Here is a 25,538-nt window from a genome sequence, read left to right as displayed (position 1 = left end):
TTTCTGAGCAAAACATATCATTTCCATAATCTACTTTCCGTTTCAGCTTATAGTATGTCTTCCAGTGCATGCCCTTGGGCTTAGGTAGCCATTCAGACATATCACCACCATCATAGCCTAGCTTCGCCTGTGCCTTGCGTGCCTGACGCATTGCACGATCCATGCGGGTTTCAGCTTCGGAGTAATAAGCCAGGTTGTAACACTTTCGACAGGCCGGATATTTTCCAGCAATATAAACCTTGGAGCATCTTCGGTGGCAATGAGGGCAGAGCATCCAAACACGTTTACCGCCATAATTGCAGGGGGTATGCGTCAGGATAATTTTCGCCTCTACAGGCTCCCATTCGCCGCCATTGTCGCGATGCCTGTAAATTAGGGTAAGGGCTTCGTCAGTTACGCGATACCTAATACTCCCTGTTTCTTCACCCCTGCAGCTCCATCGTAGAGATCCGGCGCATCCATCATACAGCCAGCCTTTGCGCTTCATCCATTGAATATCAACGGCATGCTGACTTTCAGCCTTCCTACGCCAGCCACTTCTACCACTCATATAGCCACCCATTTTTCAGCCTCCTGAAAATTCTTTTCACAAATCATTAGTAAAGTTAATGTTTTATTATCATGTAAGGCTGATGCCTGTGAATACTCATTTTGCATGCATAAAAGATTCATTACCCCAACGGTCTTTCTGCTGATGCTTGTAGAGACTAAACACCCCCTACCTGCACTGTGCGTATGGTAGATATAAGATGTCTTTAGTTTTTGAAGCTGTAGAAATGGTGAAAATCGTCTAACAGGTTTATTTATTAAAGCTGAGGGCATCATGGCAACACCCCCATAGCTTCACTTTTTAAACCTGATCGCTTTATTTTTTGAAGTTTCCTTTCATTTTTATCCGGCTTCCACTGATGCCAAGTAAACAGCAACTCATATGTGTTGGGCTGCTTCATCAATCCGCCATATCGAATGCGCTTAATGAAACCATGTTCTTCAAGATCACGAATACCCTTTGCAATTGTTGCCGTGGATATGCCGCCTTTCATAGCTGAATATGGGCATATGATTGGATCATCTTTTGTGCCGTTAAATCCGTTATGCCTGCGAAGGATGGAAACCAGAACCACTAGCGATGTAGGCCGCAAGTCATTGAATGCGTCAGAGTCCACCATTGCACGATCCAGCCGTACAAATGGCGGACACTTCCGCCGCTTCATATTTCTATGATCAGTCACCTTGCCACACCTTCTGCTAGCACGCTTACTGACTGCCAGAAAATATTCCCATAGTTAGCATTATCAGGGATCGAAGCTAAGGCACTTACCAAGAGCTGGTTGGTCCGGTAATACCTACAGCTTCCAAGTGCCGTGTGATTGCATTTAGCCCCAAACCACGCTGAATTAGCATGATGGTCATAGCTCCATACTCAGATAGGTGAACGGTTGCAGGGATATGGCAGGCATAGACTGAATCAATCAGGCAAACACCTAGAAGGTGAAGTCTTGCTCTGTCAGTGGTTGATTTGCTTTTATGCATTCTTTTGGTGTTCATTTCATTGCTTCGCTGATTAGGCTGTACAATGCTATTTTATGTTTAACACCAATATCGTTTTCCACCTCAATCATCTGAGTATGAATATCACAGCCGTACTTATTGCGTAAATCCCAAATGCGTGCGGCAACCTCCATAATATCCAGACCATGCCTGATTTCGTTTGTGTTCATGGGGTGAACCTTCAATGCTGCTTTTAAGCGCATACATTGTGCTGCTGTGCTGGTATCTTTCAGGCTGCTTGCTTTGGGATTGGCCGCCGTGGGGGTGGCCTTTTCTATTTGAGTAGTCATACAGCACCACCTAACGCTTCGATTGCTGCATCAACTTCCTCTGAATTAAATACAGTCACTCTATTGGATAACTTTATCGGCTTGGGTAGTTTACCTGCTTTTGCCCATCTCCAAACTGTCGATTCTGAAATATCTAGTCTGGATGCTACTTGTCTTGCTCGATTATATTGCATGATATGCCTCACATGTCCGCTTGTTGCGGTGATATGCGAAGCTTGGGGCTTTCTGGAAGGTTTTAATAAATGGCTGAACTGGGATAAATGACTTATTTTACAGGGTCTAATACCCTATTATGCAGGGTTCACTCCCCCTTTTTAGGTCTGCCACTTTTGCGATTAAAGCCATCTTCTTTGTCGGCCTCCTTTGCCCATTTTAACATTGTTGAATCAGCAACGCTTGGATAATGTGGCTTTAGTGATGTGCAAATACTGGGGCGGGTAGGTGAATGGTCAGGTTCATCACCTCTCTCATCTCGATAATCGCTTTTGAATGCTTGGCGATCATCGGCGTGGTGTAATTTTCCACCTCGTGCCCCATGCTCTGCAAATATTTTCTTAACGAATATTTCTGGCGCCTTACTATCAAAAAGCCCTTCCTGAATTGCCATATCAAGAAACCTTAGCAAGCGAATTATATCCTCACTATCGGCCTCATCTTTTTCATATTCTATTAGCTTGTGAAAATGAACTTTCAAAACATCATCTGGAATAGGAAGATTATATAGCATGGCGTGTTGCAGGGAAGCTTCACCCTCTATGTATTTGTCAAAATCTTCAAAAACATCACATAAGTTTGCATCTATAGGGAATGAGTATGCGTCAGCCCAATAATCCAAGAGTATGCGAAGATAGCTTTTTTCTTCACCATTATCATAACAAAGCTCGGGCCAATCGCCATCGTTAATATGGGAGGCCCCAACATATTTCTCAAGAATCGCTATAGCTGTAGAATCAATCTCCACAGGCCCTATTTTCGGGCTTCTCGCTTTAATTATTTCAATGGCGTTCATGCTTTTATCTATGTCCACAACACACCTCTTCTGCACACGATTTTGTCTCAAAGTAGAGAGGCTGGACGGAAGGGGTGTGCAACCTGTTCGGCAGGGTGATCAAGCCCTGCCTATCCGCCCTGCCAACTGGTCAGGCTGAACGCTTAAAGGGTATCACCTGCGCACCATCACGCAATGCATCCAGATAATCAGCCCAGTCTTGCATCATCAAGCAACGGTCATCCAAATACTTTGCGCGGGCATAGGCTTCTACTGTTGCATCGCGTTCTTTATGACAAAGCTGGCGTTCAATAAAATCAGTATTCCAACCCTTTTCAGCCAACAGGGTGCGCGCCATAGCGCGGAAGCCATGCGAGCAATGCTCTGTCTTGGTATCAATGCCCATGCTTCTTAAAGCTGCATTCATGGTGTTGTTGCTCATTGGTCGGTGAACTGATCTTGCACCTATAAAGACATACTCAAGATGACTGGATATAGGCTTTAGCCCTTCCAGTATTGCTAACGCCTGCTCTGATAGCGGTACAATATGTTCAACGCTGGTCTTGCTCACAAAGTAGCGCCATTGCTTAGCTTTGAAATCAATCTCTTTCCACTTCATCTGCCGCAATTCGCCTGGCCTTGTGAACATCAGCGCCATCAGCTTCAACGCATCGCGTGTCAGGTGGCTACCTTCATACCCTTCAATCATCCGCATCAACTTGCCTGCATCTGTCGCAGTGGTGAATGCTGGTCTATGTTCACTGTTCACCTTTCCGAACAGGTCACGCATTACAATATCTTTGGCTGGATTACGTTTGGCTTTACCGTGAGATATGGCGAAAGAGAAGATCCTGCTAAAGTATGAATGAAGCTTGCGCAGCTTATATTCATGTCCGGCTGCATATACACGACGAAGAATAAGCAACACATCAGGCGCTTCTATTTCCTCAAAGGTCATGCCACCCATATAAGGGAAAACATCAACCTCCATCCATGTGGTGAGCTTCTGAGCTGACTTATCTACCCAATCACGGCTAACTTGTTCCATCCATTCGCGTGCAACTGGTTCAAAGGTTGGTTTGCAATCATCATCTTTCTGCTTTTTTTTGGCTCTTGCTATGGCTGGGTCAACGCCGCGCATAACCTCTAGGTTAAATTCGCCCACTATCTTGCGAGCTTCTTTTAATGTTAGTGCCGGATAGTCACCAAGCGTTAAAAGCTTTTCCTTCCCTGCCAGAGTGAATCTGTACCGCCATACTTTCTTACCAGAACGCTTAAAAGCCATAAATAGACCATCTGCATCATACTTTTTGATCTGCGCTTTATCCGTTGGGCATGCTGTTTTACGGATTTGAACATCTGTTAGAGCCATTTCACACCTCAAATGAGCGCAAATGCTGGGGTACAAACTGGGGTACGTTTGAGATCTGCGGTGGGGTACGACTTGCCGTACCACGGAATATACCCCTGTAAATCATGCGCTTCATTGCGTCAGTATGGCACCTATGCGACAACCCCACAAGAAAAAAGCCCCTGTTTCCAAGGGCTTTCGCGTCTTTCTGCTATTATATGATATTACTAAATGGTACCGAGAACTGGACTCGAACCAGCACTTCCAAGAGGAAACTAGCACCTGAAGCTAGCGCGTCTACCAATTCCGCCACCTCGGCCTATAGTGTCCCGCACTGCGGGTCCACGAAGGCGCGCAATCATAGGATGGAGCAACATAGTGTCAAGAAAGAAAAACGAAACAGATTCAGGCAATAAATGGCCAAAAAGATCGGGAAAAAAACAGACCCCGGACGCACGGTCAGGCAACAAGTGGCCAAAAAAGTCTGACAAAAAGCGGGATGCCGACGAACAGTCCGGCAATAAAAGCGCTGCAAAAAAATCGCGTGGCAATAGTGCATGGGACAAAACCTCTGAGCGCCCTAGCCGTCAAAAGCGGAAAGCAGGTGGTAAATCTCCCTGGGCAACCGTAAGCAAAAAAGACCAACAAACATGGACAGGCATTGTCTCCGCCCATCCCGATGGTTTCGGTTTTGTTGATGTTGTTGGCGTAGAAAAAGGTTTTTTTCTGCCGCATGAACAGATGAACGGTTTGATGCATGGCGACACTGTAGAGGTGCGTGCGGTGCGTAATCGCGGTCGAGAATCTGCTGAAGTAGTACGCATTGTTGAACATGCATCATCTATACTGGTTGGCCAATTCCTGATTCAAGGCAATAATGCGTTGGTAAAACCGCGCTCCCGTAAAATTTTGCAAAATATTCTCATTGCCCATAAAGACTGCAACGGCGCCACTGATGGCGACTGGGTGCGCATCGACATATCTCGCGGCTCCGGCCCTCTACGCGGACGCGTGCAGGAGGTACTCGGTGATAACCTTTCACCTTCCCGTCTGATCGACCTGATCGTTGCCGAGCTTGGATTAACAAATGAATTCCCGGCCAAGGTCGTCGCTGAGGCCAACGCTTTCTCAGATGAAGTGGCTGAAAAAGATATTGAAGAGCGCAAAGACTTAAGACATCTGCCGTTTGTTACCATTGATGGCGAAGATGCGCGTGATTTTGATGATGCCATTTGTGTATTGCCACGCGGCGAAGGTTTTGAAACCTGGGTGGCTATTGCCGATGTAGCACATTATGTTAAACCACGTTCTGCCTTGGATGAAGAAGCGCTGGAACGCAGTAACTCCTTCTATTTCCCTGATCGTGTGATTCCAATGTTGCCCGAAAAACTATCCAATGGCCTCTGCTCTCTGAATCCAAACGTAGCGCGCCTGGCCATGACCGTACGGATGCGTTTTGATGCCAATGGCACACGCCGCTCTATTCATATCTATAACGCAGTCATTCATTCACAGGCACGTTTAACCTATACACAGGTTGCAAAATGGCTGGAAGATGGTGATGAAAGTAGCGTTGAAGAAGCAGGCATCCGCGATATGCTTGATGATGCGGCACGCCTGTTCCGAAAACTGCTGATCAGACGTGAAAGACGTGGCGCACTCGACCTTGATATGCCGGAAGTACGCGCCAAGCTTGAAAATGATGTCGTCGTCGATATGACTGCCTCTGATCGCAACATTGCTCACCGACTCATTGAAGAGATGATGCTCTCTGCCAATACGGCCGTAGCTGAATATATGGAATCACATCATTGCCCGACATTATACCGTGTGCATGCAGCACCAGAACGTGAAGCCATTGAAAAACTCAATGATTATCTGGCCCCGTTCGGCTTGTTTGTCGTTCTGCCCAAGGCCAAGGATAAAGATGGCAAGGTTAAACCGGGTGCAGTGCAGCATGTGTTGTCGAAATCTGCAGGTAAACCGTTCGCACATGTATTGCATCGCATGGTGCTGCGCTCCATGCAGCGGGCACAATACACGCCCAATAACGAAGGGCACTTCGGTCTGGCGTATGAATCTTATGCGCATTTCACCAGTCCAATTCGCCGTTATGCCGATCTGATTGTGCATCGTCGTCTAAAAGCGCTGATCAAAGGCCAGGACCCGAATAAGGTACAGCATGAAAATACGCTGGCCGAAATTGGTTCGCAGACATCAACCCAGGAACGCAAACAGCAGCGCGGCGAGTGGGATACTCAAGCGATGTTGGCGGCCCTGTTTCATGCTAAAGATGTTGGCAAAACCATGAGCGCGCGTATTTCGGGCTTAACTAAACGTCGCATCTTCTTTGAACTGGAAGGCACAATGGCTGAAGCATCACTGGATGTGGATGATTTGACAGGTGCGTTTATTCTGGATGAAATGGGCCATACCCTTGCTTCCAAGCATAGCGGCCATGCCTATCATCTGGGTGAGACACTGGATGTAGTGATAGAATCCACCGATCCGGTTCGTGGTCAGATCCTGGCTCGCCTGACCGATGATGACTAAGCTTCTTGCGGAATTCTGCTGTTTTGGCATGATTCCGCCCGCTTAACGTGCATACCTACCTATGCCGAGGTGGTGGAACTGGTAGACACAAGGGACTTAAAATCCCTCGGTAGCAATACTGTACGGGTTCGACTCCCGTCCTCGGTACCATGCATAAAGCCCTGATTTATCGGGGCTTTTTCATTTTCTGATTTTGACTCAGTTACCATTCTGTAACCAAACAGCTCTAATTTTGTCTCCAGCATGTGGATACATCTCTGGCATCCAACGAGCATACTTCTTAAATAATACGCTCGGATCAGTGTGACCCATCTGCCTAGATATCCATGATGGATGCTCTCCTGCAGATAAAAGTGATGAAGCATAGGTATGTCGTGTCTGGTATGGCTCTCGATATTGAATATCTAATTTCTTAAATGCTGCTTGCCAGTGGCGCCATATAGCATCACAACTAGCCCATTCTTTTTTTGTGATTGGATTATGAAAAATACGGTTTGATAATTTATACGTAAATAATTTCTGACCGTTCAAAGCTTCTAAAGCAGCCTCAAATAAAACCACATCACGCTCACCAGCGGCTGTTTTTGTAGTTGATTCTTCTTTCCTACTAATAGAGCGCCTCACCCGAACCAAATTATTATCAAAATCAATGTCAGACCAGCGAAGAGCAATTAACTCCCCAGTCCTTAACCCTGTATAAAATGCGAACTGGATTAGATTCCGAGTTTGGTCATGGAGCACATTCAATATTTTCTTCTGTTCCTCAAGACTAAATGGTTGTGGCTCCCTACTTCTAGTTTTGTAATTTCGAATGCGATCCATTGGGTTTTGTTCAATAAGGCCATCAGCATGTGCGTCTTTCAACATGCCGCGCAGTGGAATCAGAATATTATTAATCCGTTTTGGTGAACAACTTAATGAAGACATCCACTGTCGAATCATACCGACATTAATATCAATCAAACGCACATCTTTAAATGCCTGGATAAGATGCCCCTCTATAGCCTGAAGGTTTGTTTCTTCGGTTGATTTTTTCCATCCTTTTTTATTGGCGTTGAAATAATTTTGCAGTGCCATTTCAACAGTCATATTTCCAGCCAAGGAATTACCAAAGATCATTGAACTATGAGTTTTACTATTAGGGAAATGAGCACGGTATTCAAAAGAATTGGTCGCTATCTCATGTTTAATGATTGATAACTTATTTTCAGCATATCGAATATTTGCTTTGGTTGGAGAAAGCTTCAATGTTTCTAGGCAGCGAACATTCCGATAATAAAAATCGATTTGTATGCTTTTTCCTCTTGGGCGAACACTCATTGAGTATCGCCTTTAACATAACGCATAACAGCTGGATAATCGTACCAAACAGTTCGTGCAGAACGCTTAAACCAATGAATATCCTTTAGTAACTTCCCTTGATATCTCATCGCATTAATTGCAGCAACCGTTAAACCGGTCACTTCAGCGAGTTTTATAGCACGAACGTATTTCATTAGTGTTGAACCGAACTAAAGTCAGGACTGCAGACGGGGCACGATTCAATTTCATCCAAATCCGCTTTCATTGCATCTACTTGGAAAGACTTGCAACGCGTGCAAACACTGAAAAATACGGGAACGACTTGAGGAAATCCGTCATAGACATATTCTGGCCACGCAAAAAAAGGAACGTGTAAAAGGTGGCCTTTACATTCCTTGCATTTTTTCTTTGGCTGCATGCTTTTCAGTTGAATTAATTGCTCTTTTGAAAGCCGCCCTTCGATTTTTAACATAAACACCTCCGTGGCCAAGTGCGGCCTACTGGAGGGGTACGCTATACCTCCACCAATGGAGGTGCAACACACCCCCTCTTGTAGAGGTGTGATATATCGCCACAGTTAATCTATTTCAGGACTACGAACACCTTTAATTTCTCCACGAACAGCTTTCCAGAATGAAGTAACCTTCTGCGCTAGCTTCCAAGCAATTGACTTATCTGCGTTATTTCCAACTTCCGGCAAAACCTTTCTAAACTCAACGCCAAGAATTTCCTCACAGCGACGTATAGTTTTTTTGTCGTGAATCAAAAGCAAAGGCTTCCACCCTAATTCGCGCCCTACAAGTAAAACTCCAATAGCAGTATGCAAATGATTCAAATTACCGCGAAAATTGAGTGTTGCCTCATTAATTAAATCAATAAGCTCTTTGGCTTCTTTTGCCGTAACTGGGGTCGGGGTTCGTTCCATACATGGAAGCATGCACTTAAATAATAGCACTCTCAACGCCCGACAATAAAAAACTAAAGTTTACAATGAAATTAACAGCTGATTGCACTATACCAGTAGGCTGTTGCAATGAGGCGACAGGCTGATTTCGGCCATAAATGGACAGTCAACTTAATAACATTTACCTTAATCATCATTAAGGCTGAATGTGTAGAGTTGAGTCATAAAGTTTCTCACTTCCTCTTTAATATGAGATATAGTGTGATTTATGTTCAACTATAGGGGCGTAATATGTGGAATGACTGTTACTCATATTACCTTAGTTAGAGGTACAAAATGAGTTCTTACTCTGAACCTGAAAAAAATAAAGCAAGGGCACTTGTAATAGACAATGCAATAAAAGCCCTGACTAAAAACCGTTCTGTATCAACTCTTGCGCGACGCACTTATGTCCGTGATGTCAGAGATCATATTACATCTGGTGATAATCCGTATGATGTAAAAATAGCGAAACAGCTTACCGATGAAACTATAGAAAGATGGGAATATTTTTACGACTCCATCGTACAATCCAGAACACCAGCCAATTTAAAAATCGCATATTTGTCGGGCCCTAACCCAGAAAATGACTTAAGGATATTCTGTCAGGCTGGCGTTCTTCCTGAGAATATTTGGGCATTTGAATCGGAAAACTCCACCTATTCAGATGCAGTTGTTTCTGCATTAAATTCAGAATTTCCATTTATCAAGATAATCAATGGTGGCCTTGACACGTTCATTGATGCTTCACCTCAACGGTTTGATATTATATACCTTGATTTTTGCGGCCCCCTTCCTAGTAGAAATAAGAAGCAGAAAACCTTAAGTGCTCTAACAAGAATACTTGCTAAACATGCCCTTAATTCACCAGGCGTCTTAATCACAAACTTTTCACTACCTTTGGAGGAGCAGGATGAAGCTGGCCGGTCATTACTAGCAAAGCTAGTCTCATGCTACCTTTACCCCAAAGATTTTCTAGAAGACAAACAATCTGAAAGTGGATTTAGTGAGGGACCCGTAGCGCGCAGTTTATCTCCAGAAGAATGGCATGAAACTGTATCAAGTGACTTGGAATATTATTATGGGCAATTTGTTACTCGTCTTTTAATAGATCATGCCAGTTTAATCTCAACGTACAATAGATTTCCTAAAAACAACTTTCTCTATAAGAAATTTTTTAGTGGAAATGAAGGGAGTATTCTAAATACGATAAAGCGTAGTTTTTTTCATTTTAATGACGAGGATGAAGGTGGTGGAGGGGACGTAATTGTTGATTCTGGGCAGCATCCTACCTTATGGACTCTTGCATCATTAGACAAAGAGTTAAATGCGAGAGATTCAAATTATCCTCAGTTTATTTTTGAGGATGATGAGTTTTATAAATTTACTGAGCAGTTTTTATCTCAACTAGATGTTGGTGGCAGCAAGAAAGAACTGATTAATACTCATTTATTAATATCTTACTTGTTGTCAGAAGGAAGCGGGCAAGAAGAATTCTGGTCTGAAAAGATAAAAGAACTATATAGAAACCACAACATCTGGGCCTTCCATCAGTTTTGTGACCTCGTATTATTTCATCCAATATTTGAAGCGTTGTTTCGGCAGGTAGCCACTCCTTATCATGTAAATATCAGCGAAACAAAACGCTGGAACTACAAGGCCAAAGACACACCGATGTTTATGGATATGTTAATACTCGATGAATGTCGCTACCTGTACGACTGGATGCCAACGACAGATATGTTCTCTAATGCAGTGGCCGATATTAATCGACAGCTTAGTTACCGGTTTGTCCTCGATGGGGTTTCAAAGCATCGGCGCTGGTATAATCCAGAGTACTTCTTTGGTACAGCTGTAGTTGATCAAGATACGGAAGGTTTTGATGCTAAAATTCTTAAACCTCGAGAAACTATCGAAAATGATCTCTAACAAAGCGCGGCGTCAAAAGAACGTTTCCGAACGTCCTGTTTTGGCCGAAATCAGCCGGTCGCTATATTGCAACGATAAGCTTCCAACTCCAACACTCTTCAATGTGGTTACCCACAAAATTTCACACAGTATCGCTATGCGATTCGCACCCAATTTCACCCACAACAAAAACACCTGATTTAATCAGGGATCGTTTTTTGTTGTGGATAAAACCCGGCACGACCCTGTGCATAATTCTATGGATAACGTGATTCTATTTCCTTTCCAATGACAGCATTAAAAAGCAAAGACCGGATATAAGCACTAACAGTTACATTCGACGTTATCGCCTGTTGTTCAACATGATTCATTAACTCAACCGGAGCTCTAAACTTAAGATACACATTACATTTCATCGTAGGAATAGAATCCATCACATCATTATTAACAATCGCTTCAAATAGCTTAAAACGAACAAATGAAGATGTATTCATACCTTTGTTTCCTGCTTCCATAGCAACCTTTTCTTTAAGGTTTAATGGAATAGATAATTTAACATATTTATTGCTTCTCATTATCAGCTCTCCTCTTGATTTATCAGATGGGCGGTGGCCTATTAGATGTACTCTGTAATGCACCCGTACAGTTATTGACAGGACTCCAAGGCGGCCGCTGCGCAGCCGTGCTATGCGCGCGCGTAGCGTGCTCTGCGCACTGCAGCTCATCGGCCTTTGAAGTAGAACGTAATTCAATTTTCCAATCGTGTAATCGTGTGCATAGATACTCTCTAGATGATTCAACTCCATTAACTAACCACCCCAAAGGATCACCATATTGGTTTTCATCATCACTCCACTCTTTTGAAAGATTCACTGTCTGGTCTTTACGAGAGCATTCAAGTCCACCCATTGCATGAATGAAGGCACACCAATCACCGGAATTAGCTGCCAACCATGCATCACCTAATTTAGGATCATTTACAGATGGTTCTCGAACACGTCTTAGTTCACGCCAAACAGAAACCGAAGGCCCACCGACCTGTTGAAACTGACGAATATTCCAAATAGAAGCCCAAGCAGTAACACGCTCTGAGCTATTTTTTGCATCGTTACCATAAAGGTCTTTTTCAACTTCATGTCCATCAATGTTTTTAGAGATATATTTAGCAATATAACCAGCAGCACTTCCTTTACTCCTATCAATAGCTTCGACTTTGAAACGATATTTGTCTGCGCCGGACTCGTGACCGTCTTCCATGAGTGAGTAAGCTCTAACAATCTTCGTTGCTTGTTCTTGGTCACGATCAGGAAGAAATACGAGCAGATGCCAATGAGGGGTACCATCATGTTGCGGCTCTACCACTCTGAACCCATAAAGTTTTATACCCATGCGATCAAATTTAGCTCTAATACATGCCCATAAATCACAAAGATATTTCTGTGCCTGGGCCGGAGTGGTTCCATCATATTTGGGATTGGAACGGCCTGATTTACTAAGCGATGCATGCATGCGACTAGGGCAAGTGATTGTCCAAAACAAAGCTATGTGACCTTTCTCAAGTGAATACTTCTCGAATCCAGCAATACGACACATTAATTCGTTGCGACGATTAACAGGGTTAGAAACAGAAGTGTCAGCAAGCTCAGCTAAAGTGAGTTCTTTACCCTCTTCATTTACGGCTATGACTTTCTCAAGCATTTTACGATTACGCTGTTTTTGCTCTCGATGAATACTCAGGCCTTCATCAGACACATAAATGCTTTTAAAGAGGTTCACACGGTTCTCTACGATAGCTTTTGCCTCTATCTCTCTAGCAAATAGCTTTCTAAGTGCTCGGCGCCACCAGTGCTCACTAATCATTCTCTGAACGGCACCATTTACTGATATACTATCTGATAAATCTGGAGCATGAATACCAAGCATCTGACATAAATCAGACAATCGACCAAAAGCAATTAAAGAAGATGTGCTGGAGCCAATTAGTCGAAAGCACAAGTTAGCATTTTTTTCTGCCATGCTTTGTATCTCTCTGCTAAAGATGCTTGGGTTTGTAACCAAACTGTGACTAGATAAGGACGAATTAGAGTGTTTTTTACCTCTTTCATCACCTGAGCGCTTTGTACTGTTTTTATTGACTGAGTAAGTGTTTCTTCGGTTTGATCCATGATTTTTATTATTTGGGAATCGGGTTCGACTCCCGTCCTCGTACCAACAATAAAAAGGGTAGTGACTTAATGTCACTGCCCTTTTTTGCGTTAGGCCTTTATTTAAAAAACTCAGTGACTCAATGTCACTCTCCCTTTTTGCGTTAGGCCTTTATCTAAAAAACTCAGTGACTCAATGTCAGCTGGGATTTTTGCGTTAGGCTCTTATGTAAATAAATCTGAGTGACTTAATGCCACGCGGGTCTTTTGCGTTAGGCCTGTATCTTTTAAAATTAAGGACTATCAACCCTTTAGCTCAATTAAAGCCAGTAAGCTATATGCGCTTACTTAGAGGTGCATAACTAATGCTAGTAATCTATACACGACTACTTATCAGTGTATAGATAATGATTGCTTTCTATATATAGACCGGACATCATGCATAGATATTCACCATTATCTATATATGGAGGACGTTGATGTTAGCTTACTTTAGCAATCAAGAGAGGGAGCATATCAGTGGCTAGCCCTAATTTACTTCCGCCAAGTGTAGACGTGGAAACAAAATCTGTATTGAAGAAAGCAGCATCTGCGCATCGTTATTTAGCTGAACTTAAAGGGGTTGCTGCCAGCATTCCAAACGCTGATATATTAATAACAACACTTGGACTGCAAGAGGCTAAAGATAGCTCAGAAATTGAAAATATTATCACAACACATGATGAGCTTTATAAAGCAGGCCTGTTTTCGGACTTTATTGGTGGCCCTGCCGCAAAAGAAGTAAATCGTTATGCTCTCGCGCTTCGAAAGGGCTTTGAACTAGTTGAAGGCAGCGAACTTTTATCAACAAGACTTATTCTAGAAATTCATCAAGAACTTGAGCAAAACCAGGGGGGTATTAGGAAGCTTCCCGGCACAGAACTTAAGAATGCACAGACTGGTGAGGTCGTATACACCCCTCCTCAAGATCACCATGAGATTACGAAGCTCATGTCTAACCTGGAGCAGTTTATAAATGATGACGCAATGTGTGACATCGATCCTTTAATAAAAATGGCGATTATTCACTTTCAATTTGAAAGTATTCATCCATTTTATGATGGTAATGGCCGTACTGGCCGGATGATTAATATCTTGTACCTAGTATTAAAAGACTTGTTGAACCTCCCCGTATTATATTTAAGCCGTTATATTATTCGTAGTAAATCCGAATATTATCGACTGCTTCAAGACACTCGTATATCAGGGAATTGGGAGCCTTGGATTCTCTATATGCTAGACGGAATCGAAAGCACTGCGCAACAAACCATATGGCTAATTCAAGGTATTAAAAAGTTAATGTTGGACTATAAACATCGAATTCGAAATGAGCTGCCTAAAATTTATAGCCAAGACTTATTGAACTTATTGTTTAGGCATCCGTATACAAAGATTGAACATGTAAAAAGTGAGTTGAGAGTCTCGCGAATAACAGCCACCCGTTATCTTGATCTGCTAGTGGAGAAAGGGTTTATTCAAAAACATAAAATTGGGAACTTCAACTATTATATCAACAATCCATTATACGATTTGTTTCTTGATATACCGGAACCAAAAGATAAGGCGTTTTAGATGAATCAATGTCAGCTCGGCTTTTGAATTAATCGACCTCATTGATGAACTTGGTGATATGGTGTCGATTTTCTCATGCATACAGACCTCCCTTAGAGAGGTCGATTTACACCCGAAATAGCCCTTCTAAGCGCCACATCACCTATCATATAGACGCATACTTATTATATCTCAGCTAGTTCGCTTGGTCTGACCCAATCCGACCAATTAAAGGATTAAACCTTAATGACCGCTCTATTGCTTTGGCGAAAGACATGGCCCAAAACTTTTGGAATAGAGTTGCAAATGATGAACGTATTTCCGATGAATTTAAGGACTTTCTAAGTAAGGGAAACCCCATTCAAACAGACACGGAACAACTAGACCTATTAAACAGTAAAGACTAAGAACTGGGAGTCAGCTCATTTAAGTGTGATTGACCGAATCCCAACAATCACAGCAATAGAAACCAATAAGAAGGGGAATGATATTTCATCACCCCCCCTTTTTCATTAGATCTACTTTATACCACTAAGCTTATTCAGTGGCCTGGAGGTACAGATAGGTAAGACCAGCATTTACACCGACGCCAGTCGTGCCTTCAACCACAGGTTGCAGTGAAACACTCGAATTACTGCCACCCACCAGCACTTGTGCACCAACACCGACACCGGCACTGGCCAATGCTCCAACACCGCCATATTTACCTGCCAGTTTATGGCTACCCTTCACCATATCCGCCGCAAAGACAGCGAAGCGAAGATGCCTTTCCACATCAAAATTAATATTGATGCCAAAGCCAACGCCGGTTTCTCCGATATAGTGCTCAACACCACTGCCATCAGTGGATTTAAACGTGCATTGTATGTCGACAGTAGAATGGATAAGCAGATTCACGCCCGAATCGGGAACCGAATCGCAACTTAAAATACCAATTTTTGTACCTGCCGTTGAATTACCGGCATAGGCCGGCATAGCAGCTAGTACCAGAGCGATACCAGCCGCACTTAAAATCATCATCCTCACTTTCATTTCAGCCTCCTTTTAACAAGGTGGCCGAAGCCACCTAATCAATTAGGCGTAGCTGAAAGCATAAAGTGACAGTTTTAATCTTGTAAACCCTGCCTGCTGACCTGCCATACTTACAAAGCGTGCATCACTCCGTTTTATTCACATGCACATCCATCTGTGGATATGGAATCGAGATGCCAGCATCATCAAATGCCAATTTTATTTTTTCAGTGACGTCAAACTTAACAGCCCAGTAATCACCAGCGTTGACCCAAGGGCGCACATTGAAATTCACACTGGAATCAGCCAGTTCACCAACAGCAATAAGGACAGCAGGTTCTTTATGCACACGCTCATCGGCATCAAGGATGCCCTGCATAATCTCTTTGGCTTTCTTGATATCATCGTCATAACCAATACCAAATACCATATCGATACGACGGGTATCGCGGGCAGAGTTATTGGTGATAGTGCCACCATAGATAGCGCCGTTTGGTACAATAATTTCACGGTTGTCGCCCGTTTTCAGACATGTGCTGAAGATACCGATCTCTTCCACAACGCCTGAAACACCTGCCGCTTCAATGAAATGCCCCACTTTGAATGGACGGAAGATAATCAACAGTACACCGGAGGCAAAATTCTGCAGTGAGCCCTGTAATGCCAAACCAACAGCCAAGCCAGCCGCACCGATCAATGCAATGAATGAGGTGGTATTTACACCGAGCTGATCAAGCGATGCAATAATAATGAACAGCAACAATAGTGCATTGAGAATGGAGTGCACAAAATTCACCAGCATCTTGTCCATGCCAGCTTTATTCAGCATCTTATCAACAACATTCAATAAGATGCCGGCAATCCACCGACCAACAAAGAATATCGCAAGGGCCATGGCAATATTGATGCCCCACGGAATAACATAAACATCTATAATATCCTGAACATTTGACGGGTCTAACATGCGAACTCCTTAGTGGTAAAAAACTTTTGAAAAATTAATAGGGCACTAGTTTACCATCAAACGCAATAAATTCACCACCCATAAAATCATGCGCATGGGCAATCACCTGTGTCATGCCGTTCACCGATGTGGAAACATCAATCAGACCGGTCTGATGCGTCATATCGGTCTCAACCCAGCCCGGATGCAGGGTGATCACCTGCACACCATACGGCTCTAAATCCACCGCCATTGACTTCGATACAATGACCAGGGCCGCTTTAGCGGCGCGATAGGCATAGGTGCCACCACTGCCATTATCGCCACTGGAACCCATTTTAGAGCTGACATTAGCAATAGTGCCTTTCGCTTCAATGACCTTCTCTTTTAATTTTTGCACCACGCGTAATGGGCCCACGCAATCCACATTAAACACGTCCATCATGGCAACAGATGAGACCTTCTCAAGCGACTGGCCATCTTTGCCCGGCCCATAGATGCCAGCATTATTGATCAACAGATCGATACGTTCCGGCAGCGTTCCAACAGGCTCGGCATCGCTACTGATATCCCACACGACAGTGTGCAGATGTGCAGAGTCGATCTTTACTAATGCTCCGGGGTCAGTTCGATAACAAGCCCAAACATCATGCCCCTGCGCAAGATAATGGCGTGCAAAACCGAGCCCAAGGCCACGGTTTGCACCGGTGATCAGTATATTCATGTTACCTCCATGGTTAGCATAGCCGCATGCCAAGCCTAACCATGCAATCGCCGCCGCGCCAAAACATGCTTGATGCCCTCAAAGGCACATGGCCTGATCGGCTGCTGTTATTGATCGCATTGATCAGTATTGTCGGCACATGGTTTGTCATTCAAGCGAATATTGCAGCAGGCCCCGCCATAGCTGAGATTTATCATGGAGGCACACTGTTGGCGAGCTACCCTCTGCCACAAGAGGGCGAAGCTCCCATTACTTTGCAAGTAAAAGGAGATCTGGGACTATCCGATATCATCATTGATGAACATGGAGCCCGCATAGCCTCTGCCCCCTGCGCTTCGCAGCACTGTGTTTTATCAGGGCCACACGCCCATGCAGGCGATATTATTGCCTGTGTACCCAATAAAATTCTGATCACACTGCGCGGCAGTGCTGAATCCCGTTTTGATGCGATTGTTGAATGATAAACAATCAACAGCACACAATATGACTTCCCTGGCACGCCCTCCTTTAAAAGAACTGGAAACAAAAGCCCGTTGGCTAGCCCTGTTAATGCTGGCTATTGGCCTGCATGTGTTTGAAGCATCTTTACCAAGTCTGGGGCCATGGTTCAAACCGGGCTTAGCAAATTTAGTAACCCTGATCGCTTTAGCCATGATGGGAACACAGGCGGCAATCTCACTCTCCATTGCACGCATCCTTGTCGGTAGTTTTTTTATCGGCACCCTGTTCACACCAACCTTTATCATTGCCATGGCGGGTGGTTTAAGTGCCACACTCGTCATGGTAGCGGCCTGGCGCTGTATTCCGGGTCTTAGCCTGGTTGGCATTAGTCTGCTCGGAGCGCTGGCACACATGCTGGCACAGTTTGTCACCGTCGAAGCTCTGTTCATTCAACAAAGCGCCCTTTATTACGCTCTACCCCCATTGCTGATCCTCTCCTGCATTAGTGGCTGGATTAATGGGGCATTGGCAGAGTATATTTGCGGCCGTCTCGCCCATGAAAAAATTTAACGCCGTCATACTCAAGCCCCAACAGCAACGTTTCACGTTGGCGTTGGCCGCTTCAATCGCCGCCCATCTACTGTTGGCGGTGCTCATAGTGACCTCAACACACGACAAACCGTTGCCAAAAAAAGAGCAGCCACAGATTATGGATGTGACATTGCTTGATGATGACAAAAAGCCAAGCAAAAAAGCCAACAAGGATGCGCGTACGCTATCCAATAAAAATGCTACAGGCAGTAGCCGCAATGCCCGTGACCGGGTGACACGAAAAGCCAAGGCGCCGGTTCCACCCAACCCGCAACAAAGCAAAAAGAAACCCGCGCCAAGGCCAAAAGTCGTCAAACAGCAACCCACGCCTGCACCTGAAAAACCCAAACAGACACGCTCTAGTGTAATCACCAAGCGTAGTGAAAAAACGGAACATCAGAAACCGATCAAAACACCGAAAGTAATAAAGAAAAAGCTGGTCGAAAAACCGCGCAAACAGGTGCCTTTGGCGAACTTGATGCCATCTGCCATGGCGCTCTCGCAACTCTCTCAAGATTTCGAACGCGAACGGCGCATGAAACAGACACTCAACCGTGAAGCTGATATTCCGATCAACACCCGCCAGGCCAAGTATGCTCCCTACGCCCAATCACTGGTTCGCGCTCTGGAAGATCAATGGCGTCCCGGCAAAGCCAATTATGAAAAGTTTTCAGAGCAGGCGCGTCGCTCTCTGATTAAACTCACCATTGAACATGATGGTTCGCTTGGAGGCATTGAAATCCTGCGCCCCAGCCCTATTCCTCAAATCAATGAAAGTGCCATTAAAGCGATTAAAGATGCCGCGCCATTCAAAGGCTTGCCATCCTCGTGGGGACTGGATCGCGTAAGCTTCTATTTGACCTTTGAAGTCGTTGAGAATGGTTTTGTCTTCCGCCAGATGTAAGGCCCTACTGGGCTGGTACCGGCTACATGCACGCAAACTGCTGTGGCGCGAGACCCGCGAGCCATACCATATCTGGATCTCTGAAATCATGTTACAACAAACCCAGGTGAAAACGGTATTGCCACGTTACACTGCTTGGTTTGAGTGCTTTCCTCGCATTGAAACGCTGGCCGACGCTGAACTGGATGATGTGTTAAAAGCCTGGGAAGGGTTAGGCTATTACCGTCGTGCCCGCTTCATTCATCAGGCTGCCCAAGCCATTGTATCGCTACATGGAGGCAGCTTCCCCAACGATCTTGAAACCATCATCTCACTGCCCGGTATTGGCCGCTCTACAGCAGGTGCCATCGCCTCCTTCTGTTTTGATGCCAATACACCGGTGCTTGATGCCAATGTAAAGCGTGTACTCAAACGCTGGCATGCCCTACCCGATGCCTCAGACAAAATACTGTGGCCCTTGGCACAACAGGCCATTGATACCTCAGCCCAGCCGGCCAGCTGGAATCAAACCATGATGGAGCTGGGCGCAACGCTTTGCTCTGCTAGAAAAGCTGATTGTGATCACTGTCCAGTGCATCAGTATTGTAAGTCCGCTTTTCAAGTTGAGCCGGCGAAAGAGACGCGTAAAAAGGTTGCTGTGCTTGATCTGCACTGGCAGGTAGATCTGCATCTCGATCAAACAAAAGGCATATGGCTCACCCAGCGCCCCGCATCCGGCATTTGGGCAGGGCTTTGGACACCACCAATCACTGAACTCTCCCTCGCCCCTGAAAACCAACCCGATCATATCCACCTGCTCACCCATCGCCGCCTGCATCTCTATGCTCAGGCTCAGTCTGATCAACCGCTTGGAGAAGGTATATGGGTCAACAGCCTTGCAAAACATGCACTGCCAACCGGTATCCATCAGCTGCTTAAGAGGATCGATCATGTCCCGCGCTGATCTATCAACAGCACCATGTCAGCAGAATCAGTTCCTGCTGGACCATATCCGTATGCTCAATGACAGCTTGCAACACTGGACAGGCCGATCTCTGCTCGATGATGGCCAACTAGAACGTGATCCCATTGCTGCCGCACAACAGCTCTACCATGCCCCCTTTGCACTGTTATCACACGGCACAGAGCCTGATCCCATCATCAATTATGCTAATCTGGCAGCACAAACACTGTTTGAAATGAGCTGGCAGGAGTTCATTGCCCTACCTTCACGCTTATCCGCTGAAACAGCTGTTCAACAAGAGCGCAATGCACTACTAAAACGGGTCAGCGACAACGGTTATATTGATGACTATTCAGGTGTGCGCATCGCCAAAACGGGCAGGCGTTTTATTATTGAGCGCGCCACGGTCTGGAATCTGCTCGATAAAGATGGCAACCCTCAGGGGCAGGCCGCCATGTTTGCACATTGGAAACAATTAAACAGGTAGAGCAATCCAGCTACGCCAAGATCAATGACAAACTCGTGCATATGGCTTCGATCAGCTACCCTTGGCACATGAGCAAGCAACCAGCAGCCCGGGCCAAAAAATCACTTGGGCAACATTTTTTACACGATCAACATGCCATCTCCCGCATTGCCAAGGCGGTGCCAAAAGGCGCTACCGCCATTGAAATCGGGCCTGGGCCGGGCGCAATCACCAATGTGTTATTGCAACACGTCGCGCATTTGAGTGTCATTGAGATGGATGATCAATTCGCCGCCAGTTGGCAAAAAATAGCACAAGAAAATGATCGCTTATCTGTCATTCACGGCGATGTGATGCAGCTGCTGGAAGAGACAGTAAATCAAGTACAACCGGAATGGATTGCCGGCAATCTGCCCTATAACCTTAGTGGCCCATTAACCGCCAAACTGGCTTCTCTATCGCTATCCGGCGGGATGGTACTGATGTATCAACGTGAAGTTGCAGAGCGCATTGCCGCAGGCCCCGGCAGCAAGACATACGGTGGTCTATCTGTGCTGGTACGCCACCATTACAATGTAAAACGTCTGTTAGTACTGCCTCCAGGCGCTTTTTCACCACCGCCAAAGGTACACTCAGCTGTCATTTTATTAACACCGCACGGCAACACGCCCTCCTGTGATTTCAACCAATTACAAAAAACAGTGCGTCAGGGGTTTGCCCATCGTCGCAAAACCATTGCCAACAATTTCAAAAAAGAGTTAAGCGGCGAACAGTTTGAGGCTATCGGCATAGACCCGCGCAAACGCCCGGAGCAACTGGACTATCAGCAATGGGTTAACATTGCTCTGGCATTGGCCAATTAAGTTTCAGTTGCAAAATATCCACATAAAAGCAGCCATTTATATGGCCGCTTTGACAGCCCATGCAAGGACTATAAAGAAACACTGAATTATTCAGCATACCCTTAACTTACACCCAAGCCCGTTCATGCTAACACGGGATAATCCACGCCCTCACTTTGGCAGCTATCTTGCTGCACACCTGAAACTATGAACATTGGAATCAACACATGGATTTCAATGCATCTCAGGGAGTTAAATATCGTGCGAATGCTTGCTACCATCCCCCATTATGACATGTCACTCCCCGGCAGGAGCATAACAGCATGAACCCCATGTCAGGCGATGTTGAGCAGATGCGTATCTCACTGTTGGCCGCTGAAAAGTCGCACGCAGATCTGGATGAGCAGTCAAAAACGACACAGGCAGCACTTCTGCAAGCCCTGGATGATGTTAAAAAAGAGCATGAGCTCATTGAACGTTTGCTCTCGGCTATGCCCTCAATCCTCATTGCAGTCGACCATAATGGGATCATTTCATTATGGAATGATGTTGCTGAGAAGGTATTCGGCCTTTCCCGTAAAGAAGTAACCGGCACCGCCTTTTCTACTCTCGCCATCGCATGGGATTGGGATGAAATTCACCATGCGCTATCTGAATCAAAAGCTTCTTACACCAGCTCTATGGATCATGTGAAATTCAACCGCAATGACGGAACAGATGGTTTCCTGGGACTCACAATCAATGCCGTAATTGAGCATGGTCAATACAATGGTTTTCTGTTGGTGGGTGCCGATAAAACAACACGCATGCAGCTGGAAAACCAGTTACAAATGTCTCAAAGAATGGAATCTATGGGCGAACTGGCGGCGGGTATTGCGCATGAAATCAACACTCCGATGCAATACATTGGTGATAATGTTCGTTTTCTCAAAGATGGTTTTAATGACATACTGCAACTGATATCCACCTATCAATTGCATATGACGACAATGAAACAGGAAAATATGTCAACATCGGTTCAACAGCTCACTGAGACACTGCAACAGGCGGAAGAGAAGGCAGATCTGGGTTTTCTGCGCGAGGAAGTGCCGTTGGCTGTAGCGCAAACGCTCGAAGGTATTGCCCACGTCAGTAAAATCGTTGGCGCTATGAAGGAACTCTCGCACCCGGGCACCGGTGATAAAATGCCTATTGATATCAATAAAATGATTGAAAGTGCCGTTACCGTGAGCCGGAATGAGTGGAAATATGTTGCCGATCTGGATGTCACATTCGATCCTGAATTACCCATGATTCATGCCCTGCCCGAGATCAATCAGGTATTTCTGAATATTATCGTCAATGCCGCGCATGCCATTGCAGATACGCTACCTGAAAACAGTGATGAAAAGGGCCGTATTCATATTCAAACCTGCCATTCAAATGAATTTGTAGAGATTCACATTAATGATTCAGGCTCAGGTATCGAAAAAGACAAACTGGATAAAATTTTCAATCCGTTTTTCACCACCAAAGAGCCCGGCAAAGGAACTGGTCAGGGGCTAGCGATCAGTCATCAGATTGTATGTAATCGGCTTGATGGGCAACTATCGGTTAAAAGCGAACCGGGTAAGGGCGCACATTTCACCATTAAATTGCCGATAGGAAATACATGAACATAAACAAGAATTTGATGCTGGAGCTGCTATCATGAACGAACATACCCATTCATCCATCGCTGAGAAAAAACACATCCTGTTTGTTGATGATGAAGAGAATGTGCTCACTGGCCTTAAACGCATCGTACGATCGATGCGTGATGAGTGGGATGCCAGCTTTGCATCTTCTGCCCAGCAAGCGCTGCAAATAATGGATGAGCAGGAGATTGATGTACTGGTAAGTGACATGCGCATGCCCATGATGGATGGGGCGCAGCTGCTCAGCGAAGTATCCGGCGAATACCCCCACGTGATACGCATTCTACTTTCGGGCCAGTGTGACCTTGAGTCATTTATTGGTACGGCCTGCCCTGCGCATCAACTACTATCCAAACCCTGTGATGCAGTCACGCTGAAGAAAACCATCGAACGCGTGATTGCGCTGCGTTATCTGCTCGAGAATGAAACCTTACGCGACATCATCATGCAGATGAACACACTGCCATCACCGCCAACGATATATTTACAAATTGAAAAGGAACTGGAACGCCCTGACTCATCCATGCAGCGGGTTGGCGACATTATCGGCCAGGACATCGGCATGACCGCAAAACTGTTGCAGCTGGTCAACTCCCCCTTCTTCGGTTTCAACCGCAATATTGATACTCCCGCTCAGGCTGCCGCACTGCTTGGTGTGAATATGGTGCAGTTTATCATGTTACATGTGCAAACCTTTGTTTCACATCCAGCTATTGAGCGGGTAGTCGGAGAAATCTCTGAACACTGTATGCTGGTCGCCACCTTGGCACGAGCGATTGCCAAAAAAGAAGGCGGCAATCCATCCTGTTGTCTGGATGCCTATATAGGCGGCATGATGCATGATCTTGGTCGTCTCATTCTGGCCGTGAATATGCCAAAAAAATATACCGCCATCATAGAACAGGCAAAACTTTCATCAGAGCCCACATGGAGCATCGAACAGCGCGAAATCGGGGCATCACATGCGGAAATCGGGGCCTATCTGCTTGGCCTGTGGGGTTTGCCCGAACATGTCGTTGAAATAGTTCACTACCATCACACTCCGGCTGAGTGCACGCTACTGGATGATCATCTGCCACTTACCGCCGTACATATCGCCAATGTCCTGACTGCTGACCCCGATCTCGAACGGCGTGGTCACCCAGACAGCCTCGATGAAGCCTATCTCAACCATCATGCTTTAATCGATCATATTCCGGATTGGCAGACATGTCTGAAAGAGCTTATGGAGAAGAGCTAATGAGCGAAAAGATTCTCTTTGTTGATGACGATATCAATATTCTTCAAGCCTATAAACGTCAGCTACGTAAACAGTTTGACCTACATACAGCACAGGGACCTGAGGAGGCGCTGAAACTTATTGCCGACCATCATAACTTTGCGGTGGTGGTATCTGATTTCTCCATGCCGGGCATGAATGGCGTCGAATTTTTAAGCGAAGTGAAGAAGATATCGCCCAACAGTGTACGCATCATGCTGACAGGCTTTGCCAATGCGACAAATGCCATTAACGCCGTTAATGAGGGAAATATTTTTCGTTTTCTTGCCAAACCATGCGCACCCGAACAACTGGCGTTATCACTGCATGCTAGCATCGATCAATACCATCTGATTACTGCGGAAAAAGAGCTGCTTGAGAAAACCCTGTCTGGCAGTATTAAGGTGATGAGCCAGATTCTATCTCTGGTGAACCCTGTCGCCTTCAGTAGCACATCACGTATCAAATCATATATTAAACACATGGTGGAAACACTTAACCTGCCAGGAAAATGGCGTTATGAACTGGCTGCTATGCTATGCGAGCTTGGGTACGTCACCCTGCCTCCTGAAACCACATCTAAAATCCTTGCCAATCAACCCTTATCCAGCAACGAGCAAACATTATTTGATGCGCATCCGACTGTTTCTGCATCCATGCTGGACCATATCCCCAGGCTTGAGGAGGTCGCTGAAATGGTGCGCAGACAGCAGTCTAATTTCAGTGATTATACCCTGACAGAAGAATCCATTTTGGCAGATCCATCCACACTTGGCGGCTGCATGCTTAAAGTAGCCCTTGATTTTGATCGTCTGATCAACACGGGCATGAGCCTGCCTAAAGCCATTCAGAGCATGTCGAATCGGCGCGGTGTCTATTATCCACGACTACTTCAATGCATGGAATCACTTAGTAAAGTGGACCGAAGCATGGAAATCAGGCCCATTTACATGAAAGATTTAACCGTTGGCATGATTGCCGATGAAGATATTCTTACGGTCAATCACATGCTGCTCATCGCCAAAGGTCAGGAAGTAAATCTGCCCATGCTTGAACGCCTGCGCAGTTTTGCAAAAACCACGCACATCATCGAACCCTGTCGCATGCGTATTCCTTAGC

Annotated in this window: 28 protein-coding genes and 2 tRNA genes; 13 read left to right on the top strand and 17 right to left on the bottom strand. The window is 45.3% G+C overall.

What is annotated here, in order from left to right; all coding sequences use genetic code 11:
- From D8Y20_RS07880 to D8Y20_RS07845, 7 genes are all read right to left on the bottom strand, one after another.
- A partial coding sequence (locus tag D8Y20_RS07880) for a hypothetical protein (protein WP_201265585.1) occupies positions 1-550 on the bottom strand: 550 nt, incomplete at its 3' end.
- A gap of 271 nt (positions 551-821) precedes the next feature.
- Complete coding sequence (locus D8Y20_RS07870) at positions 822-1,232, bottom strand: hypothetical protein (protein WP_147434042.1); 411 nt, start codon at positions 1,230-1,232, stop codon at positions 822-824.
- 312 nt (positions 1,233-1,544) lie between these two features.
- Positions 1,545-1,841, bottom strand: a complete 297-nt coding sequence (locus D8Y20_RS07865) for a helix-turn-helix domain-containing protein (RefSeq protein ID WP_121542488.1) — start codon at positions 1,839-1,841, stop codon at positions 1,545-1,547.
- Positions 1,838-2,014, bottom strand: coding sequence for an AlpA family transcriptional regulator (locus tag D8Y20_RS07860; RefSeq protein WP_121542487.1), 177 nt, complete (start codon positions 2,012-2,014; stop codon positions 1,838-1,840). Before D8Y20_RS07860 ends, D8Y20_RS07865 begins: the two co-directional genes overlap by 4 nt.
- Positions 2,015-2,142: 128 nt before the next feature.
- Positions 2,143-2,868 carry a hypothetical protein gene (locus tag D8Y20_RS07855; RefSeq protein ID WP_121542486.1) on the bottom strand — a complete coding sequence of 242 codons (726 nt, stop codon included), beginning with the start codon at positions 2,866-2,868 and terminating at the stop codon, positions 2,143-2,145.
- A 112-nt stretch (positions 2,869-2,980) separates the two neighbouring features.
- A complete protein-coding gene (locus tag D8Y20_RS07850) occupies positions 2,981-4,201 on the bottom strand; it encodes a tyrosine-type recombinase/integrase (RefSeq protein ID WP_121542485.1) in 1,221 nt (406 codons plus the stop codon).
- Positions 4,202-4,412: 211 nt separating this feature from the next.
- A tRNA-Leu gene (locus tag D8Y20_RS07845) sits at positions 4,413-4,499 on the bottom strand.
- Between the two features lie 59 nt (positions 4,500-4,558).
- Here D8Y20_RS07845 and rnr point away from each other — a divergent pair.
- On the top strand, positions 4,559-6,733 hold the full coding sequence (rnr, locus tag D8Y20_RS07840; RefSeq protein ID WP_121542484.1) for a ribonuclease R: 2,175 nt from the start codon (positions 4,559-4,561) through the stop codon (positions 6,731-6,733).
- Positions 6,734-6,796: 63 nt separating this feature from the next.
- Positions 6,797-6,883, top strand: a tRNA-Leu gene (locus D8Y20_RS07835).
- A 48-nt stretch (positions 6,884-6,931) separates the two neighbouring features.
- Here the strand turns inward: D8Y20_RS07835 and D8Y20_RS07830 are convergent.
- The 4 genes from D8Y20_RS07830 to D8Y20_RS07815 all read right to left on the bottom strand — a co-directional run bounded on the left by D8Y20_RS07830 (position 6,932) and on the right by D8Y20_RS07815 (position 8,960).
- Positions 6,932-8,053 carry an Arm DNA-binding domain-containing protein gene (locus D8Y20_RS07830; RefSeq protein ID WP_121542483.1) on the bottom strand — a complete coding sequence of 374 codons (1,122 nt, stop codon included), beginning with the start codon at positions 8,051-8,053 and terminating at the stop codon, positions 6,932-6,934.
- Positions 8,050-8,229, bottom strand: a complete 180-nt coding sequence (locus D8Y20_RS07825; RefSeq protein ID WP_121542482.1) for a hypothetical protein — start codon at positions 8,227-8,229, stop codon at positions 8,050-8,052. The genes D8Y20_RS07830 and D8Y20_RS07825 overlap by 4 nt, the downstream gene beginning before the upstream one ends.
- Positions 8,229-8,507, bottom strand: coding sequence for a hypothetical protein (locus D8Y20_RS07820; protein ID WP_121542481.1), 279 nt, complete (start codon positions 8,505-8,507; stop codon positions 8,229-8,231). Before D8Y20_RS07820 ends, D8Y20_RS07825 begins: the two co-directional genes overlap by 1 nt.
- A gap of 105 nt (positions 8,508-8,612) precedes the next feature.
- Positions 8,613-8,960, bottom strand: coding sequence for a hypothetical protein (locus D8Y20_RS07815; RefSeq protein ID WP_121542480.1), 348 nt, complete (start codon positions 8,958-8,960; stop codon positions 8,613-8,615).
- Positions 8,961-9,275: 315 nt separating this feature from the next.
- On the opposite strand from D8Y20_RS07815, the gene D8Y20_RS13720 reads away from it, so the two are divergent.
- A complete protein-coding gene (locus tag D8Y20_RS13720) occupies positions 9,276-10,907 on the top strand; it encodes a hypothetical protein (RefSeq protein ID WP_201265584.1) in 1,632 nt (543 codons plus the stop codon).
- Between the two features lie 236 nt (positions 10,908-11,143).
- Here D8Y20_RS13720 and D8Y20_RS07805 read toward each other — a convergent pair whose 3' ends face one another.
- Genes D8Y20_RS07805 through D8Y20_RS13525 form a run of 3 tightly spaced genes read right to left on the bottom strand, consistent with a single transcriptional unit; the run spans position 11,144 to position 13,051 of the window.
- Complete coding sequence (locus D8Y20_RS07805) at positions 11,144-11,461, bottom strand: hypothetical protein (protein WP_121542479.1); 318 nt, start codon at positions 11,459-11,461, stop codon at positions 11,144-11,146.
- Between the two features lie 22 nt (positions 11,462-11,483).
- Positions 11,484-12,902: a replication endonuclease gene (locus D8Y20_RS07800; protein ID WP_121542478.1), complete on the bottom strand. Its 1,419-nt coding sequence runs from the start codon at positions 12,900-12,902 to the stop codon at positions 11,484-11,486.
- Entirely contained in the window at positions 12,866-13,051 is a 186-nt protein-coding gene (locus D8Y20_RS13525) for a hypothetical protein (protein WP_147434041.1), read from the bottom strand. Before D8Y20_RS13525 ends, D8Y20_RS07800 begins: the two co-directional genes overlap by 37 nt.
- Positions 13,052-13,543: 492 nt before the next feature.
- On the opposite strand from D8Y20_RS13525, the gene D8Y20_RS07795 reads away from it, so the two are divergent.
- Complete coding sequence (locus D8Y20_RS07795; RefSeq protein WP_121542477.1) at positions 13,544-14,641, top strand: Fic family protein; 1,098 nt, start codon at positions 13,544-13,546, stop codon at positions 14,639-14,641.
- A 516-nt stretch (positions 14,642-15,157) separates the two neighbouring features.
- On the opposite strand, the gene D8Y20_RS07790 is transcribed toward D8Y20_RS07795, so the two are convergent.
- From D8Y20_RS07790 to D8Y20_RS07780, 3 genes are all read right to left on the bottom strand, one after another.
- Positions 15,158-15,652, bottom strand: coding sequence for a DUF992 domain-containing protein (locus D8Y20_RS07790; RefSeq protein WP_121542476.1), 495 nt, complete (start codon positions 15,650-15,652; stop codon positions 15,158-15,160).
- Positions 15,653-15,776: 124 nt separating this feature from the next.
- The gene (locus tag D8Y20_RS07785; RefSeq protein WP_121542475.1) at positions 15,777-16,595 is read right to left on the bottom strand and encodes a mechanosensitive ion channel family protein; all 819 of its coding nucleotides are present in this window, start codon (positions 16,593-16,595) and stop codon (positions 15,777-15,779) included.
- Positions 16,596-16,629: 34 nt separating this feature from the next.
- Positions 16,630-17,298, bottom strand: a complete 669-nt coding sequence (locus tag D8Y20_RS07780) for an SDR family NAD(P)-dependent oxidoreductase (protein ID WP_121542474.1) — start codon at positions 17,296-17,298, stop codon at positions 16,630-16,632.
- 26 nt (positions 17,299-17,324) lie between these two features.
- Here D8Y20_RS07780 and D8Y20_RS07775 point away from each other — a divergent pair, with 26 nt between their 5' ends.
- From D8Y20_RS07775 to D8Y20_RS07735, 9 genes are all read left to right on the top strand, one after another.
- On the top strand, positions 17,325-17,759 hold the full coding sequence (locus D8Y20_RS07775; protein ID WP_236075337.1) for a NusG domain II-containing protein: 435 nt from the start codon (positions 17,325-17,327) through the stop codon (positions 17,757-17,759).
- Entirely contained in the window at positions 17,752-18,309 is a 558-nt protein-coding gene (locus tag D8Y20_RS07770) for a Gx transporter family protein (RefSeq protein ID WP_236075336.1), read from the top strand. The genes D8Y20_RS07775 and D8Y20_RS07770 overlap by 8 nt, the downstream gene beginning before the upstream one ends.
- Entirely contained in the window at positions 18,296-19,234 is a 939-nt protein-coding gene (locus D8Y20_RS07765; RefSeq protein WP_121542473.1) for a TonB C-terminal domain-containing protein, read from the top strand. Before D8Y20_RS07770 ends, D8Y20_RS07765 begins: the two co-directional genes overlap by 14 nt.
- 88 nt (positions 19,235-19,322) lie before the next feature.
- Positions 19,323-20,177 carry an A/G-specific adenine glycosylase gene (locus D8Y20_RS07760; protein WP_236075335.1) on the top strand — a complete coding sequence of 285 codons (855 nt, stop codon included), beginning with the start codon at positions 19,323-19,325 and terminating at the stop codon, positions 20,175-20,177.
- Positions 20,164-20,664: an MEKHLA domain-containing protein gene (locus D8Y20_RS07755; RefSeq protein ID WP_121542472.1), complete on the top strand. Its 501-nt coding sequence runs from the start codon at positions 20,164-20,166 to the stop codon at positions 20,662-20,664. Before D8Y20_RS07760 ends, D8Y20_RS07755 begins: the two co-directional genes overlap by 14 nt.
- Before the next feature lie 68 nt (positions 20,665-20,732).
- Positions 20,733-21,506 (top strand): 16S rRNA (adenine(1518)-N(6)/adenine(1519)-N(6))-dimethyltransferase RsmA, encoded by a 774-nt coding sequence (rsmA, locus tag D8Y20_RS07750; RefSeq protein ID WP_121542497.1) that lies wholly within the window; start codon positions 20,733-20,735, stop codon positions 21,504-21,506.
- Between the two features lie 302 nt (positions 21,507-21,808).
- A complete protein-coding gene (locus D8Y20_RS07745) occupies positions 21,809-23,140 on the top strand; it encodes a nitrogen regulation protein NR(II) (RefSeq protein WP_121542471.1) in 1,332 nt (443 codons plus the stop codon).
- 34 nt (positions 23,141-23,174) lie between these two features.
- Positions 23,175-24,401 (top strand): response regulator, encoded by a 1,227-nt coding sequence (locus D8Y20_RS07740; protein ID WP_121542470.1) that lies wholly within the window; start codon positions 23,175-23,177, stop codon positions 24,399-24,401.
- Positions 24,401-25,537 carry an HD domain-containing phosphohydrolase gene (locus tag D8Y20_RS07735; protein WP_161957596.1) on the top strand — a complete coding sequence of 379 codons (1,137 nt, stop codon included), beginning with the start codon at positions 24,401-24,403 and terminating at the stop codon, positions 25,535-25,537. Before D8Y20_RS07740 ends, D8Y20_RS07735 begins: the two co-directional genes overlap by 1 nt.
- The last annotated feature ends 1 nt before the right edge of the window (position 25,538 follow it).

This window comes from Mariprofundus sp. EBB-1, from assembly GCF_003665155.1.
Classification (GTDB): Bacteria; Pseudomonadota; Zetaproteobacteria; order Mariprofundales; family Mariprofundaceae; genus Mariprofundus.
Note: the sequence above shows the minus strand (reverse complement) of the source record. Positions and strands in the feature narration are given on the sequence as shown.